The sequence below is a fragment of the Candidatus Gracilibacteria bacterium genome (assembly GCA_041661045.1).
Taxonomy (GTDB): domain Bacteria; phylum Patescibacteriota; class Gracilibacteria; order UBA1369; family 2-02-FULL-48-14; genus 2-02-FULL-48-14.
This window is the reverse complement of the sequence record JBAZVE010000001.1, coordinates 553,416-572,342: the sequence shown is the minus strand read 5'-3', so window position 1 is coordinate 572,342 and position 18,927 is coordinate 553,416. Positions and strand designations below refer to the sequence as shown.

Genomic DNA, 18,927 nt, shown 5'->3' with positions numbered 1-18,927 from the left:
TTTTACTGATAAAAGAGCTCTTCCACCGCATCAACAATTCCATTTTCATTGTCATCGGTGACAACAATATCCGGAATAATAACTTGTTTGATGATCGTGGTTTGAGTGGGGACGGTTTCTTCAACTTGAACTTGCTCATCCTCCCCTTCTTCCTCGTCTTCATCTTCCTCCTCTTCCTCTTCATACTCATCTTCGTCCTCATCATCTTCAGCACTCACATTTTGCGAAACAAAAACACCACCCGTAAGCGTGAGCAAAAAAATCAAAAGTAAGCATAAAGTTTTTTTCATAAAATTGGATTAAGAAACAGTCGTTCGAGGAGGAACCGTGACTGGAGGTGTGGCGGGCGGTGTGGTCGGGGTTGTAACCGGAGGAGTGGTGGGCTCTATCACGGAAGGAGTTGTTTGAGTGGTGGTCGTGTAAATAGTTCGAGTATTCGCTTTTTGTTCAGTCAGCAAAGCATTTTTATTCTCTATGATTTCTTCATTCATCGAAGTCATTTCTTCAATTTGCATCTGAGTCAAAGCCTGGGTCTCTTGGTAGGCCAGTTGCTTTTCTGTCTCATAATCATAAACCGCATACAGGCTCGCCAGTATTACAACGGCAGAAGCTCCCGCCACCATTGGAAAGGCCCAAGTCCCTCGTTCAAAAAAAGACCGCGGTGAAAGCGTGAATCCTTCCGTTTTAATGTTCCGTTCTTTCACTCCCATTGCCCTCAAAATATCCACCATTGAATCGTGAAACAGCTGCGGCCCACAAATGAAAAATGTCTTTCCAGAAATATCGCCACTGATGGCTTTCGTAATTTCCTCTTGGTTGATCCGTCCAGCGGTAAATCCTTGAGGAGCGATTTCATCTTTGCTGGTAACATAAAAATCAGTTTTCAAATTGGGATTTGTGGCTTCAAGAGCTTTGAGCTCAGCATAGAATGGCGTCTCTTTGCTGGCCTTATTGCTGTAGAGAAGTCGCAATTTGTTAGGGAGTTTTTTCGCGCTTGCATAGCGGAAAATACTGACGAAGGGAGTGATGCCAATCCCCGCACTGAGAAACAGGGTGTCACTGTATTTGTTCTCATCAAAAGTGAAGGATCCAAAGGGCCCACGCACAAAAACGCGGTCCCCCTTCTTTAGATCTGCAAATTGCGATGTAAATTCTCCAAAAACCTTGAAGCCAAACTCTAGGGTTCCATCCTCAAGAGGTGAACTTAAAAAAGAAAACGGCCTTTCTTTAGACACCGAATCTCCATTAAAAAAAGAGATGAGGCCATACTGACCCGGCCGATAGAAAATTCTTTGAGCAGGATTTCTAGGAACCAGTTTTATATGCACCACATTAGCCCCAATGGGCTGAATCGAATCGATCTGGAATTCAATTTTTTTCATTTTTAAATTAAGTTTTTCTCGCAGAGCGCGCAGGGAGCATAGCACAAAAAACCTGCGGCGTAACTAATATCGTGCCTCCAACTCCTGAACTCTTTGTTGAATAAGAGGATAGTTTTGAGTGATCACGCTCCCGCTGATTCCACTGGCCACAAAAAAGAGCAACAAAAGGAAGATGAACAGATTCATCGAAATCAAGTTTTTATTCCTCACCAAGCTCAGCCCCCCCAAGAAAAAGAACAGCATGGGCACCAGTGTCACCACATAAGTTGCCGCGAGGAAAATCCAATACAAGACCCCCTCAACCGCAAGAAAATCATGGACCGTCAGGCCCGTTTGAGGAATCATGCCTCCGGAAAGTTGCCAGGTAAGTCCAAAACTGAGGCTGCAAACACCCGCAACTCCAATCAGGATAAACAAAAGACCAATGAGTCTTTGCAAAAAGGCCCCAAAGCTTTGCAAAAACTTCCCACTCCCACCAAAGACTTGTTCAAGAAAAACTTTAAGCTCACTGCCTGCTTTTTTTACGCCACTTAAGTCTTTTTTTTTAAGCATCTCCACTTCTCGTTTCACAGACTTTTCAATTTCATGCAAAGTGAGGCGCTCTCCACGCATTTCCATTTTTTGCGCCGTGCTCTCCGCCACCGGCATAACAGCCCAAAGCACTAAATAAATAAGAATTCCAAATCCGCCAAAGAAAATAGTGACGACAAAAATCAGCCTCATGAGCACCGTTTCAATCCCAAAATAAGCAGCCAGCCCACTGCACACTCCGGCAATAGTGGAATCATCGGGATCTCTATAAAGTTTTTTCTCACCGGAGCTTTTCACCTCCTCATTTTCATCCAAATCTTCCTCTTCCTCACTCATTTTTTTAAAGTCTTTCAGCGTACCGATTTCCTTCATAATATCCGCCACATCCTTCTCCATTATTGGCGCGGTTTTAACTTTTCTTTTTAAGAATTTTTCTGCAATGCTGGCCTCCAAATCCTCCACAATTTCATCCCCATCCTTGTCTTTGGAAAAATAGTTTTTAATGGAATTAAGGTAGTCAAAAAGCTGTTCGTAAGCGTCTTCCTCCACGCTCCAAACCATGCCACCTATGGTGATGTTAATAACTTTTTTCATGAATTGAGTGAGTTAATGGACATATAAAGGGATTTCCAAGTTCCTTTGAGGCTTTCCAAGGCCGTGCGCCCTTTTTGGGTTAGCTTGTAGTACTTTCTGGGCGGACCGCTCTTGGATTCTTTCCACGCATACTCCACCAACTCTTGACGCTTCAATCGACTCAGCAAAGGATACAGTGTTCCCTCCACCACAATAAGTTCCGTGCCCCGCAATTTTTTTAAAATATCCGAAGCATAAATTTCCGCCTCCTCAATCACAGCCAAAATGGCAAACTCCAAAATCCCCTTCCTCATTTGCGCCTGAATGTTTTCCAAGTAATCCATGCCTCCATGGTATCACTCAGTACTAGGCTATGCAAGGGCTAAGTGGCAGTCTCAACGGTTTAATCTATCTCCTCCTCAAGCTGCAGTCTGTCACTTTCCGAAGGATAATTGTAGAATTTTATTTCATCCCCCGTTATCACAAAGACTCCTTGCGGATGAAAGAGCCGGTGGTCTCCTTTTGGTGCAAACTGAAGTTCATCACGCCACAAAGATGTCCTATCCATAGACACAGGTCCGTCAGCCAAAGGCTTCGCCAGCTCAAAGGAAAACGATTTTGAGTCATAAAGCGATCGGTTCAGATACCAAGCTGCACCCCGGGACGGATACCCGGGAGCTAGGGGGAGTTGGACCATTACTCCCTCCGGCACAGGATACCATTCTAGTATCTGACCAAAAGTTTGGCCCTGAATACTGTCAGATCCATTCAGTAAAAAGTGTCCGCCATCATAGACAACAAAACCTTGAGGAGCGGGCATCCAATCCCGGTCCCTGGGTGCCCTAGACTGAAAGGTATACACATCCTTAACTTTGCCAGAGCGAGGCTCCACCCGTTTAAGCGTTCTATTCCTTAGCACATAAACTCCATCTACTCCAATTTTCCACCCACCACTATCTCCAGGCCCACGCCGGCTACATACATCTTTATCAACCTGAACTCCGGAGAAAAAAGGCCGCTCAGCGCCATCGAGATGCAAATCGGCCCCACGCCGTTCAACAATTCCAATAGGGCCCGCATCTTGTTCATCCGGCATTTTCCATGTAGTGGGAGTGATTCCATTCATAACCCACTCCGAAACGAGATCTCTTAAGGTCCTTCCATCTAAAATTCCCGTCCTACGGCGGGAAAGTACTCCTCTACCACCCGGCTCTAAAAAGAAGGGGCTGCGCCTTCCTTGTTTTAAATCATCATGCACTTCAAAACCCGCAACATTCCCCACCACTTCACCATCTTTCCACTGTCGAGGTTTTTGAAGTGCAACTTGAGCATCACCTAATTGTTGATGTAATTGCGCTAATTCCCCTATCAATGCTTGTACCCGTTGTCCTAATCCAGGATCAGCTTGACTCGCCCCAAGAACCCGTTCCACGAAGTCTGATAGTGATTGATACCCCATACGGCTTTGCTATGAAATAAATGTATTCCTTTTTAACAGCAATATTTGGCTTTGTCTAGCCCTATACCACGAAAGGACCCATAACTATGGGATACGAAAATACATTAATAAATCTCCTTCAAATAGCACTCTTCACAGTAAATCACCTCAAGCCGTGTGGGCGCGTAGGGAGTCTGAATGGATTTAGAACATTTTGCACAATTGCGTTGCCACAGCTGATAGGGCAACCGGATAGCAAGCCGTGCTTTATGTCGACAGTCGGGACACTTCCGAGGGATGGGGAAAGAAATCTTTTTATAGAATTCGAATTCGAGAGGAATCACTTTATAGTTTTTACCACACTCGATGCAGGCCAGAACTTCTTTGCTAAGAACATCAGTCGCCTCCAAAATAGAATCGGGAATCACACAAGTTTGCGTCCGGTACTCTTTGGGGTCAGGATCTTTCCACTTCCAAGCTTGTGCCAAAACCTCTTCTTTTTTCAAAGGAAAATATTCTTGAGCGATGCTCTCGTTGTAATCGAAGTAAGAAATGCGAGCTGGTGGAAATTCACCCCACTCACCACCTTTTTTCATGTGTTCAATGATCTTCGGAACCAAAGCCTCATACTCTTCCTTTGAGTACTGTTTATTGAGAATGCTGTATTTAGCTCGGTGAAGAGAAACACATCCAAAAAGATGTTCACTGCTGTGACAATTGATCCCATAAAGTACGAATTTATTTTTCCAAGAGAACCACGAAAAATGAGTCATAAACGAGTTGTCTGGGGTCATGCCTTCGTAACACCAGTTGGGCTGTCCACTATTAAAAATGTCGTAGCTGAACATGTTATTATCCCCTTGATGGCAGTACTTACAATTTTCCGCATCCAGAAGACTGAATCCCTGAGTGTTTTTACAATTGAACAAATCATTTCCCTCACAGTTCTCACAATTTTGTTGGCTCGTGCTTTTATGTGGGAACTGCACAATCCAGCCCAAAAACTGTTTCTTAATAAGTTCTAAATTTTTATAGGAGTCTAAAGCAAAAGCAGTGAGTTTTTTCTTGTACTCTGCTTCACTCAAGGGTTCATTAAAAAAATAAAACTCCTTCTGCCTCAGACCAAAACACCCAAAACAATTTCTGCATCCTTTGAGATCAAACCCGAAGATGCAGTCACTGCAATTTTGGGAATTTTGTAGAAAAGCACAGTTGTAGAGCGCTTGGGAATCCAGGCTTTCATACACGAGCTCCGATTTGGAAACATTGATGCAATCACAAATAGACCGATTGTGGGAAGCATTCACATTAGAGTAAAAAGAGTTTTCTGTATGCCACGAACCAACCACAAAATAACAATTTTTCCCATGAGCAAAATCCTGGCAGTATTGGCAATTTTCACTGCCATTTCCCTCATCATTTTGAATGGCCAACTGAGGCACCACTTCCATCACCTCTCTGAGTTGATCAAAAAACGGCCGTGAAAAATCGACCTCTCTTCCATAGTGGTGTCCATCCCATCCATCCCCCCACCAACACGCGTTGCAATAAACAGGATGAGGCTTACCCGGAGAGTAAACAGAGACAATATTTTTTTTGCACAAATCACAGGCTCGCATATAAAGTGCCCTTTCATTCCTCCAACTGATCCTCCTTTGCAAGCGACAGTCTGGACACAGCGCAGGTTCTGGAATCAGGTACCTCACATTATTAAAAACCGGTGAAATTTTGTGGAAAAATTCCAAATCTTCTTCAGGAATTTCGAATCTTATTTCGCAGTGATTACAGTTTTTTTCCATTTTAAAAAACAAATGCTTTCGAACTATATCACAAAGCCCTAAAAATGCTTATTGGCAGGCCAGCGTGGAACGAGTTCGACCTAATTATACGAGGGATCTAAATTTTCGTTTCGTACGATTAAAAGGGTTCCGGATTATGGGGATTTACGCGTAACTTCCATGCCATTTTGGCAAGTTCAGCACGAGTAATCGGATTATTAGGGAGAAATAGAGTAACTCCCTCAAAGTATCCATTCACCACACCATGAATGTCTGCAAAGTGAACATAGAAGCGCTGCCAATCCTCGGTGACATCGGCAAATCCAAGTGCAAGATTTTGTTCACTGGCCACACCGTATCCTTGTTCTAAGTAAGCCGCCCAAAACTCTCCATCATTTTCTACCGGATCACTCGAGTATCGATCATAGTTATCATACCAGTCATCAATGTCATAATAGTCACCACAGGCAAAGTAAGTTTCCAGAAGAATAGATAACGCTTCGGCACGGGTGACGGTTTGATCAGGCCTAAACGAACCATCGCCATAACCAGAAACCACACCAGCCTCGGTAGCTGCTTCAATATATGTAAACCCCCAGTGAGATGAATCAAGATCCGTGTAAGTGGCAGTGTAATCTTGTTCTAAGTCAAAATCATAAGCACAGGTGTCGTTTTCAGAAGAGGGATCAGCGATGGCTTTTAGCGCCATGACAAGCACCTCCGCACGAGAAGTCTGCTGATCCGGTTTATAGGTACCATCTGTATACCCTAAAACAACTTCATCAGTAGCCAAGGCATTGATGTAGTTCTCCGCCCAATGTCCATTCACATCAGTAAAAGGCTCGTCGAGTTCATCAAATTCGATGGTAAAATCTCCAACAACAGTCTCAAAATCCACGACTGCGGCCACCTCATCAATAGTGTAGAGGGTGAACTGATACCAATAATGAGCTCCGTCTTGAATGAAATCCTGCCCACCGAGTGAAATACCACCATTATAAGATTCCCCTTGGCTGATCAAGTAATCCCCTGATCCTAAGGACCTATCACATTCACTACCACCCTCATAAATCACTTCATAATCGTCGTTTTCTAAAGGATCTTCCTCGCTAAGAATAAGTTCGTAGCCACATGTGTAAGTCGCATTCCAATATACTTCATCTTCAGTATCAACGCTGATAATGTAAGTCCCCCTCAAAGAACCCGAGACACCCTCAGATAAATCTTCACTGTAAGACATGGAAAAGTTCATTTCGACATCGTAGTCAGCCAGAGAGTCAACATCTGCTGCCAAACTGATAGTGGGGAAAGCAAAAAAAAGGATGACGGAAAGCGCGAGGAAGCGAATCTTCATGGTAAAGTTTTTAAGCTAAAAACATAGTACTCCTAGAGGATGAAACTAAGAAACACTAAAATGGATACCACCAGAACCCCAACAGGAATCGAACTCTCACATCAGGTTACTTGGCAGGCCAGCGTGGAACCAGTCCGAACTAATTATAGAATCCATATGTCTAACTCTCGTACTCCTCAGGATCCCAAAATTTAGTCACAACCTGCTCTATACCTGGAGATGGATCTATCGGATTTAATTCAACTAACAGTAGTGGTCGGCACCCCTGTTGACCTATTTCTGTACTTCCTCTTAGTAGTGCAGCTTTGTCATCTGCATCAAAAACTCGCTCTAACGAGGCCAAACCTTCCTCTACAACACGGTACTCTTGACCAGCCTCAGACATAAAGAAGTATCCTCCATCTCGCTCAATAAGAATCCCTCTAGCTTCACCGATCTCAGCTTCTGGCGGAGTCGGAAATCTTCTCAATGCATCAGCTACTCGTATGCCAATGCTTGCAGGTAACCTGAAAGCCTGTGTTGGTAGAACAGTGGAGGGTTTAACCGATAAAGCATCAATCGCCAATCGAAATATTTCTTTAGTAACAGTAACACCAGCTGCAAACGCAATTTGACCTTGTGCATTTGGGTACGCGAGTGGGCTAAGTGGACGTGATACCCTTTGCCCTTCGACAGTTAACCTACTAACATCTAAACCATATTCATCTTCCAAACAGGAAAGAAAAGCCTCAACATCAGGGAATGTACGCCTACTAAGCTCCTCATAATCTATAGGTGTTTCTGGAGTGCTCATGTTTTGATTGTAGAGATTAAATTTGTTACTTCGTAAATATAGTACATATTTTTTACAATATGTCAAGAGGCCCTGCGGGAATCGACCCAAAGTCACAGGTTAATTTGGCAGGCCAGCATAGAACGAGTTCGAATGGATTTTTAACCTATAAAGAAATGACCTCTCCATCCGAAATAGTACCTGCAAACTCGACCATCCCTGAACCCTTATTCAAATAAATCTCGTGTTCATCCGTACCAGGAAGAGGTACCCCTGTAAAAATTCTTTCCACAGGGATATTCATCTCTGGGGTCTTTTTAGTTCAAACACCTTGACAAAACTGAGAAATACATATAAATTATACGACATGGGGGATACACCTTTATCTATAGAAGAACTAAGAACACTTGAACCAGGAACAAAAGTTCTGATTACTGATATGCGTTCAGGTTCAGCACACGAACGAGAAGCTGTTGTAAATTCAGGGCTCGGCATACCCGCAAATTTCTACGGTGCCGTCGAAGAGTATATGAAGCTGCAAACTAGTCTTGAAAGCGGCCGCAGCTTTGAGCAAGTGATCCAATTCTGTGACTTAAAACGAAAAGCTATTTGGCTGACCCTATTGGCTTAGCGACAGAGCCAACGGGAAACTAGTTCGAACATCCATTAAGCAAAAGCTAAGAAATGGCTCGCCGAGTCCTAATGTTCACTTCAATAGGTTTAACCAAGAACTCCACCACTCCCTTCACATCCAAAGGAAGACTCTTCGACTTCTCACGAAGAGCTGCGATGGTTTGAAGTCCATAGCGATCTTCTTCGGCAATCCACCTTTGAATGACTTCATTTTGCACGGCTGTTTCTGGATCGCCAGTCAACTCGTCCTGGCGCAGCCCACTCTCCTTCACCACCTCCAGCGGAATAAAAATAATCCCTTTGGAAAGTTCCGGAATCAAATCTCTAACGGCATACAAGCGCCCTTGAAGTTGAAAAAGATCAGCAATGGCCTCACCCGAACAACTTGACCCCAATGCTGCGAATGCGAGCATATGAGGTGGCCCAAAGGAGCCTCTATAAAGTGCCTCGAGCTTCTCACGAGTGAGAACCTCTCCCTCCACTCGTTTGTCATGTTCCACCTGCATGGCATCAAGAAAAAGGCCCATTTCTTTTCGTATATCGATAGTAGGCACCGGATGCTTGTCCAGTTTTTGAAGCGTGCGTTTTAACAAAAACTCTAGGTCGGTGTCTTCAGCAGACAGGGCAGAGCTTCCAGAAAGATGAACTTTAAGTGCGGCTACCAAAGCAGCAAAATCCTTATAAGACTCCGGCAATGGCAGATCCCCATCCGCAACATCATCCACCCAACGGCAAAGGTGGTAAGCCACTTCAATGGCTGGAGCATAACCCTCCGGCATAGTTCCTAAAAAGCGTGAAAGGGGGTTGAAAGTGGCCAGCACCTTAAAAACGGCCGTGATATTTTCATACTTTCCTGGAGCACGCGAATGCAACCGATCATTTTGTTCTTGAATCAAAAGATATTCTCTCATTTCAGGTCGAGCAGCCACCCACTCAGCCCACGCAGTGAATTCACCTCCCACCCACGCTCTCAACCGATTCACCATAAACAAATAAGAAGCGCCCAATCTATCAAAGAGGAGGCGGCTTGTCTAACTATTGCTTGGCAGGCCAACGGGGAACTGGTTCGAGCCATTAGATAGATAAAATCGGAGAAATAAGGTATAATTAACGGAACAAAAAACTCTTATGCCCAATGATCTCCTCAAGAACGCCGATAAACCCAAAGAGCCTCGCTTTGTAGCTATTGCGGGAGATCTGTATGAAATCGACGACATTATCGACGCTCTGCACGGACGGAGTTTCATGGCCACCTTGCATATATTTGATCTGCAAGAGCTGGGCCAAGGCGCGAGAGACCCTAATATAGTCAATATAGCTCAGCGACAAAAAACGGCAGCCCTGCAAAGAATCGTCGCGCAGTCCACGGATGGCCTAAGGGACAATCTCCCCAATCGCGCCGCTATTTTAATGGCTTTGGAAAAAAATAGCGCCTTGCGTTTTAACACCATCACCGAGTTCATTGCTCAATTTGCTCAGCTCACCCCGGCCGATGCAAGCAGTGTTGCCGCAGCCGCGAATGAGGTACATGGTGAAGGTCTGCGAGTACTGGATGGGACTCAACCCTTAGGAGGACGGTTTTCTCAGCCAACCGGCCACTCTTTCTTCAATGGTAGATTCATCCAAAGCGCTTTAGGAGAAGGATGGGTCGGAGGTGTCTGGGCCCAAGTGAACACTGCCATTGTTGAACGAGCACTGACCGGACAAAGTTTCACCGACGACGACTGGGTACAAATGTTTTCGGGAGATGACGCCCGTAATGAAATATCCCGTGGCAGTACTATGTCCTTAAAGGAGAGAACCAGCGAGTACGCTACAAGGGGATTCGTAGGAGGGGCGACTCTGACCGTGGCTTCACTTCCCGTCGTATTTGCAGTTGGTGAACCCATGGCAATAATCGCACCAGCCGGATTCATGGCTCTAACTGCTGTTAGTGCCGCTACGAGTGTAGTCATACAAGCCACTCCAGACTCTTGGCTCATGTGGATAGCGGATAAAGCGGCTGCGGTTAGGCGCTCTACGCGTTCCACCAGTGCAAGTTCTCGCCGTGCAGCAGAGTTTATACCTAGGTACAAAAAACTCTTTGAAATAACAAAAGCTCGTATAGAAGAGCTGAGGAAAACTCCGTCCGGACAAGTAAACCTCCTCCTCATACAAGAAATTCTGGGCCAGGAAGGGGGCGTGTTCACTAGAGATGAAGGGGTGCTGGAAATGCTGCGTAAGTGGGGCGACGCTCTACAAAGAAGCAAAGTACTTAGAGAGCGATTCGACGACTTATTTGAAGGGTACCCTCCCGAGGCTTTCAGTTCGGCTAAAGAAGCAAGACAGCGTTTTATAGAGTTCAACAGCGCTCAAAAGACTTCTTAATAAGTTGGCAGGCCAGCGTGGAACTAGTTCGAACTACTGCCCAAGGCTAAGGTGCGCACTGTAGACAAGCTCGTCCTCTTGAAAAAGCTGAGCAGTAAAACCTCCAAATATCCCCACAACTGAATTCTCAGTCCCTGAATCCAATGGGGAGGAAGCATACAAGTTCCCATCCGGACATTGCTTCACCTCAAGCTCTTCTTCGTACAAAAAAACATCCTCCTTCACCATCCCATGTTCGTTTCCTTTCACCACCCATTCCAAGCGAAGTGAGTCCCCTTCACTTGAGATGCCATCCACGCGTGCAAAAAAAACAGCTTGCTCACCCACATAGGAAAACCATCTATCAACATCAAAGTTCAAAACAGCGTTGGGCCTCCCACACTCGGACATGTCGGCTTCCAATGCAAAACCATAGTCAGGAATCTTGAGTCTCTCTGCCTCTTCCTGAACCTGAGTCGAACAGGTGCTCAGTAGGAATAAAAGAGGAAGAAAAAGAAATCTTATACGCATTGCAATCATTTTATCATGGCAGGCCCAGAAGGAATCGAACCCTCGCTAACGGTTTTGGAGACCGCTGTACTACCACTATACGATGGACCTATGGTAACGATGTGGCTTGCGCCACCTTGTTGCTTAGCCTCCGCTTCGCTTCGGCTTGGTGGGAGGATTGTAGCAAAAGCTCAGATTTTGGGAAGGGCTCGTCCAAAAAACTTTTTATAATACTTGAGGGCGTCCCACAAATGGATGCGGAGCGTGGGCTTGGTGAAAAAGGAAAGAAGTCCGCCGGAAGAGAGGCGGGCATCGTTGTGAAGGGCCTCAGTTTCCCCAACAAAATGGACTTCAAAGCCACGGGCCCACGCTTGTCTACAAATGTCCACATCAGACATAAAAAGGAAGTATCGTTCGTCGTTTGGCCCCACTTTGTTCCACGCCTTGCGTGTGAAAACCTGGAACGCGCCCGTGAGCCAATCCACCGCTTCAGACTTGCTAGGATCTTTGTTCCACATCAAGTAACGGCGCATGCGGGCCGTAAAAAAATGTCTCAAAAAAAGCCGCTTAATAAAATGGTCGATCAAACGAGGGAAAGACCGGTAATTATCTTGAATCGATCCATCCGGATAACGAAGCCGCGGGGCCGCGATGCCCACGCGGGGGTGAGCCTGCAGATACGAAAGCACGACTTCAAATGTATTTTTCTTAACCTCAATATCCGGATTCAAAATACAAAGGAATTTCCCTTTGGCCATGCGAAGCCCAAAGTTATTTCCCTGCGGATAACCCTGATTCTCAATCTCAAAATAACGGAGATCAAAAGAAAGATTGGAGTCAAAAGGAATCTTGGCATTGGCCCCCTTCTGCCCATTGTTGATCACAAAAACTTCGGTCTTCTTGGGGAGTCGCGCGGCCTTCAAAGCTTGCAAGTTGGCCGTGACCTCCTTGGGGCTTCCGTGATGCAAAATGACGATGGAAAGATCCATGAAAGAATATTAATCAAACAAACTGAGCACTGCTCTTGGACGAACGCGTCTTTTACTGCGGTCCGCGGGAACAAAAAACAAAGTCTTAAGTCCCTGCCATAAAATGCGTGGTGAGCGGAACAAAAGGTACACGGCTTTTAAAAATTCGTAAAAGAAAACGCGCGCAAAAACCACCGGCCCATAGCGCAAAGAAAAATTGTTTTTCAAAAGCAGAATATGATTTTTGTAGGAATGAAGTCGTCCATAGTCTCGCTTTTGAGCATCGGCTTTTCGGAGCGCGAGCAGGCTCCTCCCCTCTCTGTTGGCCACCGTGCGCGCGTGCCAAGCCCAAACTTCCGGAAATAAAGCGATTTTCTCTCCGAGCCAGCGGAGCCGATACGACAAATCAATATCCTCTTTATACATCCACATGCGTTCATCAAACAAAAGATGCGCCTTGCCATGCAGTTTGGGAATAACCGAAGTGCGCAGCAAAAAAACCGCGCCGGAAATCCCAAAAAACTGCCCAAGTTCATCATCATATTGGGCCCGGTCCACCTCCCCATGCCCACGGTCATAAAAATGATGCCGTTTTTCCGCCACAATTCCAAGCGAATCAATAATCGAAGTTTTTCGTCCAGCCTCAAGGTCCCAATGGTGATTTTTGCCGGCGCACAGGGCAATGGTGGAGTCTTCCTCCATCCGCTCAATAAATTCAAGAACCGTGGGGACGGAAAGCAAAACATCACTGGTGCTGAGCAAGAAAAATTCGTGACCGGGATGATTTTTTAAAATCGTATTGTAGCTCCGACCATATCCGGAATTTCCATCCGGATGCCGCTCATAAATAAAGTGTGGATATTCCTGGGCAAGAAAGTCTTTGAGTTCATCACTGCCCGCCGTATCCATCAAGACCACTTCCGCGGGAAGACTCAAGCGAAGCTCCTCCACCGCAGGCAAACTTTTTTGCAGCAACGGAAGGTCATTGTAAGAGGTGAGGCCAATGAGAACTTTCTTCATTTTTAGAAACGAACACTCAGTCCGCGAGCATTAAGAATCCGCCAAAACGACTCTCGTAAGCTTCTGTTTTGCTTTGAGCGATCATCCCCAAAAATCCTTCAAGGAAGTCTTCAAGCTGAGTCACTTCCTCCGTCAATTCACCGGTGAGCTCTTCCGTTTGAAGCGCACGGAAACCTCGAACCATTTCGGCAAGTTCCTGAGCGGAAACCAGAACCAATCCTTCATTTTGTTCCGTCACTTGTCCACTCAAATTTTTATAGAGTTCACTATCTTTCACAAACTCGCCGGTCTCATCCCAAGCAGTGAGCGTAGAGATAATAAGTCGCCCATCCGAAATTCCATAAACCAATTCCAAGGCCCCCGTGCCAAGAGCGGGCAACGGAGATTCCGCACTTTGTGGAAGGGCCGAAAGGTCTAAGTTGATGTGAGCAAATTCTTCTCCCGCCCAAGAAATGGTATCTTTGGTGATTGCTCCGGGAAGTGCTTGTTCCGCAATAAGCAGGAGCCCGCTGAGCTGCCCATCCAGCTTGTTCACAAAATCTTCAGCCTTGTCCGGATTGGAACTGATGTCCACAATGATACTCAAACCGGGTATCCAGGTGTTGGCATTTCGGTGTATTGCAAAAGAATAACCCTTATCCATAAAGCTCATGAGGTCTTCGAAATCCATTCCAAAATAATTGCGCGTAACTGTTTTGAGCTGCTCCAAACTTCCGGTGCTGTCTCCAAGCGCCTCCGCTTGAGCAAAAGTTTGTGCGAGTCCAAAAGATTCGAAGTAGCCCACAAGTCCGGCGGCAGGAATTTTTTCGAAAAGATAAGGTTCTGATCGAGGCACGCTATCAAAAGAAATTCCGGCCTCTTTCGCCTTCTCTTTATTGGCATCCATCCACGCTTCAAAACGAAGTCCTTCTTCCTCTGCCCTCACGACCACAACCTGTTGATCCACCACCGCGGGGATGCTGCCCACCGAGAATCCGGCAAGTGAAGACAGCTCCTCACCATAAGAAGCGGGAAACATCACTCCGTACAAAACAAAGTCACTGCCCACTCTTTCCACCGTATCTTGGTACAAATCACTTCCCCACAAACTTTCGGACTTTTTCTGCTCCGTCATTGCCACAAGATTTTCGCCCGTGTTGCTCACAAAAAGCAGATCCTCATGCACCGTCATAAAAAGCTTGTCTTCTTCTCGTACAAACGCATCGATTTCGCTGAGTTTTTTGTAAGAAAGCTCTTCAGTGGAAACAAAGGATTCCAGCAAGGCGGTCATTTTTTCTGAATCTTCCAGCGTCACCACGGTAAAGCTCTCCGCTTCCCCTCCTTCAACGGGACGAAGGCCATAAACCATATGAAATTGTTCTCCAAAAACCGGCTTCAAGTCTTCCTCAAAATCAAGACCCTCCCACCCGAGGCCCGTGTCCAAAGTCTGCGAAGCCGTTTCGGAAAGCCGTCCTTCATCTCCAAGCGCAACTTCTAAAGCTTGCACCGCCGCGTATTGCGCATCATCACGAGTCGAGTACGAAAGCAGCAAACCAATGTCCGCGGGAATATACGCTTCGGGGATAAAACCTTGTGTACTGAAATGAGCCTCTTGAGTGCCTCCCTTGGAGCAAGAAGCCAAAACGAGACTCAAGCTCAAAAGGACCAAAGAGAGACGGCGACGATTAATCATTGAGTGGAAGTTAAAAAGCCACCCCAACTTAGCACGAAAAGATCATCCGGTGAAGCCGTGTTTCGCCGGCAAGTTCAGGATGAAAGCTGCTGCCCCAAACCTGGCCATAACGAACCAAAACCGGACTCCCCTCATGAGTGACCAAAACTTCAAGCCCTTCACCCTGCTCCGTAATCTTTGGCGCTCGAATAAAATGCCCTTTAAGGGTTCCTCCTCCCTCCACTTTAAGCTCCGCCACAAAACTGGCGCTCTGCCGCCCATACGCATTGCGTGAAACCGTCGCCGGTAAAAGCCCATACCGCGCCAGCAAAATGAGCCCCGCGCAAGTTCCATAGATGGGAAAATCCGCCGGCCGGCCCAGGAGCCAGTCCTTAAGCCCATAGTTCGTCATAAACAAATCCATCACCGTGCTCTCTCCCCCGGGAATAATAAACCCCGTGAGCCCCTCAGTGTCTTCGAGCGAGCGAACCTCCTTCCACGCCAAACCAAGCTGATCCAAAACCTGCTCGTGTTCTGCTACGCCGCCTTGAAGTGCCAAAATTCCAATCATGTCAGCAGTGTAGTTTAGTTCCCCCTCTCCTGCATCCTCACTTCCAATCCCCCCACCTCCAGCCCCGGCATCGCTTCGCCAAGCCCCTTGGAAAGTTCCGCAATTTTCGCCGGATTTTCCCAGTGAATCACCGCCTCCACCACGGCTCGCGCCATCCGCGCAGGATCCGCCGCTTTAAAAATACCGCTGCCCACAAAAACCCCGTCACACCCCAAGTACATGCACAGCGCGGCATCCGCCGGAGTGGCCACCCCGCCCGCCGCGAAGTTCACCACGGGCAGTCGCCCCAAGTCTCGCACCCTTTCCACCAATTGCATCGAAACCCGCATCTCTTCCGCGGCGGCCATGAGTTCTGGAATCGTCATGCGTTTGAGGGCCGCAATTTCCGCCGCAATGGTTTTAATGTGCCGCACCGCCTCCACAATATTTCCGGTCCCCGCCTCACCCTTGGTTCGAATCATGCTTGCCCCCTCGGCAATGCGCCGGAGCGCTTCCCCAAGGTTCCGCGCCCCACACACAAAAGGCACTTTGAACTCACTTTTGTCCACATGCGCAAACGGATCTGCCTGAGTCAAAACCTCACTTTCATCAATAAAATCAACATCGAGGGCTTCCAAAACTTGCGCCTCCATCGTGTGCCCAATGCGAATTTTTGCCATCACCGGAATGGTCACCACCGCTTGAATTTCTTGAATCATGGCGGGGTCGCTCATGCGCGCCACACCCCCATCTCTTCGAATATCCGATGGCACGCGTTCAAGCGCCATCACCGCGCAGGCCCCCGCCGCTTCAGCAATTTTTGCTTGTTCGGCAGTGGTGACATCCATAATCACGCCGCCCTTAAGCATCTGAGCCAAATTTTGTCCCGTCTGATTCATTTTAGAAGCAAAGAAAGCGCCCACAGGGTAACGAAAAGCACCGGCGGATGCAACAAATAAATGGCCAAGGAATGCCGTCCCAAAGCCGCTAAACCGGGGATACCGGCCAAAGCTTCCAGCGCCGTGGGCTCGCGCTTCTTATAAACGGCCTCCCCAATCACAAGCCCCACCAAAGGAGCCGCAAGCCAGGGGAAAAGAGGGAAATAGTCGAGCGAAGTGAATCCGGAGTTCAAGAGTCCAAACGGGAACAGCCACTCGGATTCCACTCGAAAACTCAAAAAGAATTCTCCCAAAAGAAAACTCCCTGCCGCAGTCCACAGGGCCAAAGCAGGCCTCCCTTTAAACAAAGAAACCACTGGAATCGCCACCATCGCAAAGTGCAAAACGCCAAATCGTACAAATTCCTCCGGAAAAAACAGCGCTGTGCCCAAACTCACCAAAGCCGCCGCCCCCGCCAAAATTCCCGCCCGCTCAAGCTGCCCTCCAAATCCGCGTGAAGACAAATGCACCGAAACTCCCATCAGACCCAAAAACAAAAATTGCACCGCTCTCACCGGCACAATCAGTGGCCACCCATAAGGTTCAAACTCAATCAATCCAAAAATCAGCGCAATAAACGCCGCATGGAACAGCACCATCCCCACAATGGCCACTCCACGAAGCGCATCAATTTCCGGCAGCCGTTTAATCATCATTTTAAAAGAATCAGCGATTTAAAGCCTTCTGATACACGGCCCACATCTTCTGAAAAGGAGGATAGTGCTTGAGCAAGTCGTCAAAACTTCCCTCCGCCTTTAGTTCACCCTGTTCAAAGAGGTAGATTTTGTCGAATTCCGGAAGCAAGTGGAGCCGATGAATGGTGGAAATGATGCAGCGGTCTTTAAAATGCTCAAAGAGAGACTCGTAAATTTTCACCTCATTTTTGGTGTCCACACTGCTCGTGGGCTCGTCCAAGAGTACAAAACTGCTGTCTTTGGCGGCAAAAATCCCACGCGCCAAGGCGAGCCGCTGTTTCTCTCCTCCCGAAAGATTCACTCCTTTTTCTTTAATATTCGTGTCGAGACCACGCGGCAGGCGTTTCACCACCGTATCAAACCGCGCCAAACGAATCGCGTCCGAAATCTCGCTCGCTCGATGGGAGATGCCCGCCGTCACATTGTATTCAATGGTGTTTTCAAAAATCTCCGGGTCTTGCGGAATCAAAGTCATTTGGCCCGATAAAGCGCGCAGGCCAAGCTCCTTTCCGTCCACCACCACTTTGACATGATCCGGAACTTCCAGGCCACGAAGCAAGGCGAGCAAGGTGCTTTTCCCACTGCCACTCTCCCCCACCAAGGCGATTTTCTTGCCGCGCTCCAAAACCAAATGAACATCTTTTAAATTGTGGGTTCGATGCTTTTCATCCTCATAACGGAACGAAAGCTCGCGGATTTCCACTCGTTTCCACTTGGATGAAATGGGTTTCACTCCACTTCCACTGCCCAGCAGTTCCGCCGCCTCCCAAATGGGCCCCACCGATTTAAGATTTGTATTGTAACGAACCAACTGTTCGTACTTCCATGCCACATCAAAAAACACATTGGTGAATCGATGCGCGTATTCATAAAGCGCCACCGTAGTTCCAATCAAAATCACCGTCCCACTCGCCCACTGTTGGTACAAATAAATCAACATCACCAGCGAAGACAGGCCCGCCAAAACCATGCTGAGAAAAAACCACTTGAGCTCGTTCACCTTGGCGTTCTTTTTCCAGGTTGGGAAGAGCTGTAAAAACCGTTTAACCGTCTCCTTTTTCGCGAGTTTTTCCAGACGCAAAGTAATAACCGTTCTCATATTCACCACATAGTCATAGAAAGAAGCGTCATATTTATGCCAATCTTCGTTCATTTCCGTGTTGTAGCGAATCAGCTGTTTATCAAACCTAAAAATAACAAGCGCACAGACCAGGCCCAGAGCCAAAGCCACCAGGCCCGCATAAGTCGAAAGAAAAAAGAGAGCCACCGCCGAAGCAAAAAACCGCACCACGGTCTCGATGTACTGGAACCCTTCTTCCACAAAATTTCTCAGCGCTCCGGACCCCTTTTCAAGCCGACTCATGGTTCCCCCGGAATGGTTGTTTTTGTGCCACTTGAGGGGCAAGGATGAAAGCAAATCAAAAAGCTTTCTCCTGTAACTGTCCAGAATGTGGTACGCATTGATGCGCTCAATCACCCGCGCATTCCCATGGAAGAGCCAAAACAAAAGCTGAATGCCGGGGTACGCCAATAAATACAACAAAATCTTTTTCTCATTTTCAAGCCCATGCAGCTGCACTTCATTGAGGAACAAGCCCAAAATCAAAGGCTCCGCCATGGCCACAATGTTCGCCATCGTAAACATGCCATACGCCAACACAAACCACCCCCTTCGCCCCTCCGCAAAAGTCCACGCCGTCTTGATCAATTGAAAATACGCATTCTTCATGCCCCCATTAAAGCACAAAGAAAAACTCCCCACCATTTGACTAAAGTTTGGAATATGTC

The 18,927-nt window shown here is 47.0% G+C and carries 18 protein-coding genes and 1 tRNA gene; 3 read left to right on the top strand and 16 right to left on the bottom strand.

Features of this window, described 5'->3' with window-relative positions:
- Positions 1–2 precede the first annotated feature (2 nt).
- The 8 genes from WC777_02695 to WC777_02660 form a co-directional block, all read right to left on the bottom strand.
- Entirely contained in the window at positions 3–290 is a 288-nt protein-coding gene (locus WC777_02695; GenBank protein MFA6024098.1) for a hypothetical protein, read from the bottom strand.
- 9 nt (positions 291–299) lie between these two features.
- Entirely contained in the window at positions 300–1,382 is a 1,083-nt protein-coding gene (locus WC777_02690; protein ID MFA6024097.1) for an FAD-dependent oxidoreductase, read from the bottom strand.
- Between the two features lie 63 nt (positions 1,383–1,445).
- Complete coding sequence (locus WC777_02685; protein MFA6024096.1) at positions 1,446–2,507, bottom strand: PspC domain-containing protein; 1,062 nt, start codon at positions 2,505–2,507, stop codon at positions 1,446–1,448.
- On the bottom strand, positions 2,480–2,830 hold the full coding sequence (locus WC777_02680; protein ID MFA6024095.1) for a PadR family transcriptional regulator: 351 nt from the start codon (positions 2,828–2,830) through the stop codon (positions 2,480–2,482). Before WC777_02680 ends, WC777_02685 begins: the two co-directional genes overlap by 28 nt.
- 59 nt (positions 2,831–2,889) lie before the next feature.
- On the bottom strand, positions 2,890–3,945 hold the full coding sequence (locus tag WC777_02675) for a hypothetical protein (protein ID MFA6024094.1): 1,056 nt from the start codon (positions 3,943–3,945) through the stop codon (positions 2,890–2,892).
- Positions 3,946–4,049: 104 nt separating this feature from the next.
- Positions 4,050–5,723, bottom strand: a complete 1,674-nt coding sequence (locus tag WC777_02670; GenBank protein MFA6024093.1) for a hypothetical protein — start codon at positions 5,721–5,723, stop codon at positions 4,050–4,052.
- 118 nt (positions 5,724–5,841) lie between these two features.
- On the bottom strand, positions 5,842–7,056 hold the full coding sequence (locus WC777_02665) for an S-layer homology domain-containing protein (protein ID MFA6024092.1): 1,215 nt from the start codon (positions 7,054–7,056) through the stop codon (positions 5,842–5,844).
- A 160-nt stretch (positions 7,057–7,216) separates the two neighbouring features.
- Positions 7,217–7,849 (bottom strand): hypothetical protein, encoded by a 633-nt coding sequence (locus WC777_02660; protein ID MFA6024091.1) that lies wholly within the window; start codon positions 7,847–7,849, stop codon positions 7,217–7,219.
- Between the two features lie 346 nt (positions 7,850–8,195).
- On the opposite strand from WC777_02660, the gene WC777_02655 reads away from it, so the two are divergent.
- The gene (locus tag WC777_02655; protein MFA6024090.1) at positions 8,196–8,459 is read left to right on the top strand and encodes a hypothetical protein; all 264 of its coding nucleotides are present in this window, start codon (positions 8,196–8,198) and stop codon (positions 8,457–8,459) included.
- A gap of 46 nt (positions 8,460–8,505) precedes the next feature.
- Here the strand turns inward: WC777_02655 and WC777_02650 are convergent, their stop codons facing one another.
- Positions 8,506–9,447: a hypothetical protein gene (locus tag WC777_02650; protein ID MFA6024089.1), complete on the bottom strand. Its 942-nt coding sequence runs from the start codon at positions 9,445–9,447 to the stop codon at positions 8,506–8,508.
- Positions 9,448–9,589: 142 nt separating this feature from the next.
- On the opposite strand from WC777_02650, the gene WC777_02645 reads away from it, so the two are divergent.
- Positions 9,590–10,828, top strand: a complete 1,239-nt coding sequence (locus WC777_02645) for a hypothetical protein (GenBank protein MFA6024088.1) — start codon at positions 9,590–9,592, stop codon at positions 10,826–10,828.
- Between the two features lie 33 nt (positions 10,829–10,861).
- Here the strand turns inward: WC777_02645 and WC777_02640 are convergent, their stop codons facing one another.
- The 6 genes from WC777_02640 to pdxS all read right to left on the bottom strand — a co-directional run bounded on the left by WC777_02640 (position 10,862) and on the right by pdxS (position 16,405).
- Complete coding sequence (locus tag WC777_02640; protein MFA6024087.1) at positions 10,862–11,338, bottom strand: hypothetical protein; 477 nt, start codon at positions 11,336–11,338, stop codon at positions 10,862–10,864.
- A 16-nt stretch (positions 11,339–11,354) separates the two neighbouring features.
- Positions 11,355–11,428 (bottom strand) — tRNA-Trp (locus WC777_02635).
- Positions 11,429–12,315: 887 nt separating this feature from the next.
- On the bottom strand, positions 12,316–12,717 hold the full coding sequence (locus tag WC777_02630; GenBank protein ID MFA6024086.1) for a hypothetical protein: 402 nt from the start codon (positions 12,715–12,717) through the stop codon (positions 12,316–12,318).
- Positions 12,704–14,977, bottom strand: a complete 2,274-nt coding sequence (locus tag WC777_02625; protein MFA6024085.1) for a hypothetical protein — start codon at positions 14,975–14,977, stop codon at positions 12,704–12,706. Before WC777_02625 ends, WC777_02630 begins: the two co-directional genes overlap by 14 nt.
- A 28-nt stretch (positions 14,978–15,005) precedes the next feature.
- Complete coding sequence (gene pdxT / locus WC777_02620) at positions 15,006–15,527, bottom strand: pyridoxal 5'-phosphate synthase glutaminase subunit PdxT (protein ID MFA6024084.1); 522 nt, start codon at positions 15,525–15,527, stop codon at positions 15,006–15,008.
- Between the two features lie 14 nt (positions 15,528–15,541).
- Positions 15,542–16,405: a pyridoxal 5'-phosphate synthase lyase subunit PdxS gene (gene pdxS / locus WC777_02615; GenBank protein MFA6024083.1), complete on the bottom strand. Its 864-nt coding sequence runs from the start codon at positions 16,403–16,405 to the stop codon at positions 15,542–15,544.
- 216 nt (positions 16,406–16,621) lie between these two features.
- On the opposite strand from pdxS, the gene WC777_02610 reads away from it, so the two are divergent.
- A complete protein-coding gene (locus WC777_02610; protein MFA6024082.1) occupies positions 16,622–16,984 on the top strand; it encodes a hypothetical protein in 363 nt (120 codons plus the stop codon).
- A 117-nt stretch (positions 16,985–17,101) separates the two neighbouring features.
- On the opposite strand, the gene WC777_02605 is transcribed toward WC777_02610, so the two are convergent.
- Positions 17,102–18,868 (bottom strand): ABC transporter ATP-binding protein, encoded by a 1,767-nt coding sequence (locus WC777_02605; GenBank protein MFA6024081.1) that lies wholly within the window; start codon positions 18,866–18,868, stop codon positions 17,102–17,104.
- Positions 18,869–18,927: the final 59 nt, after the last annotated feature.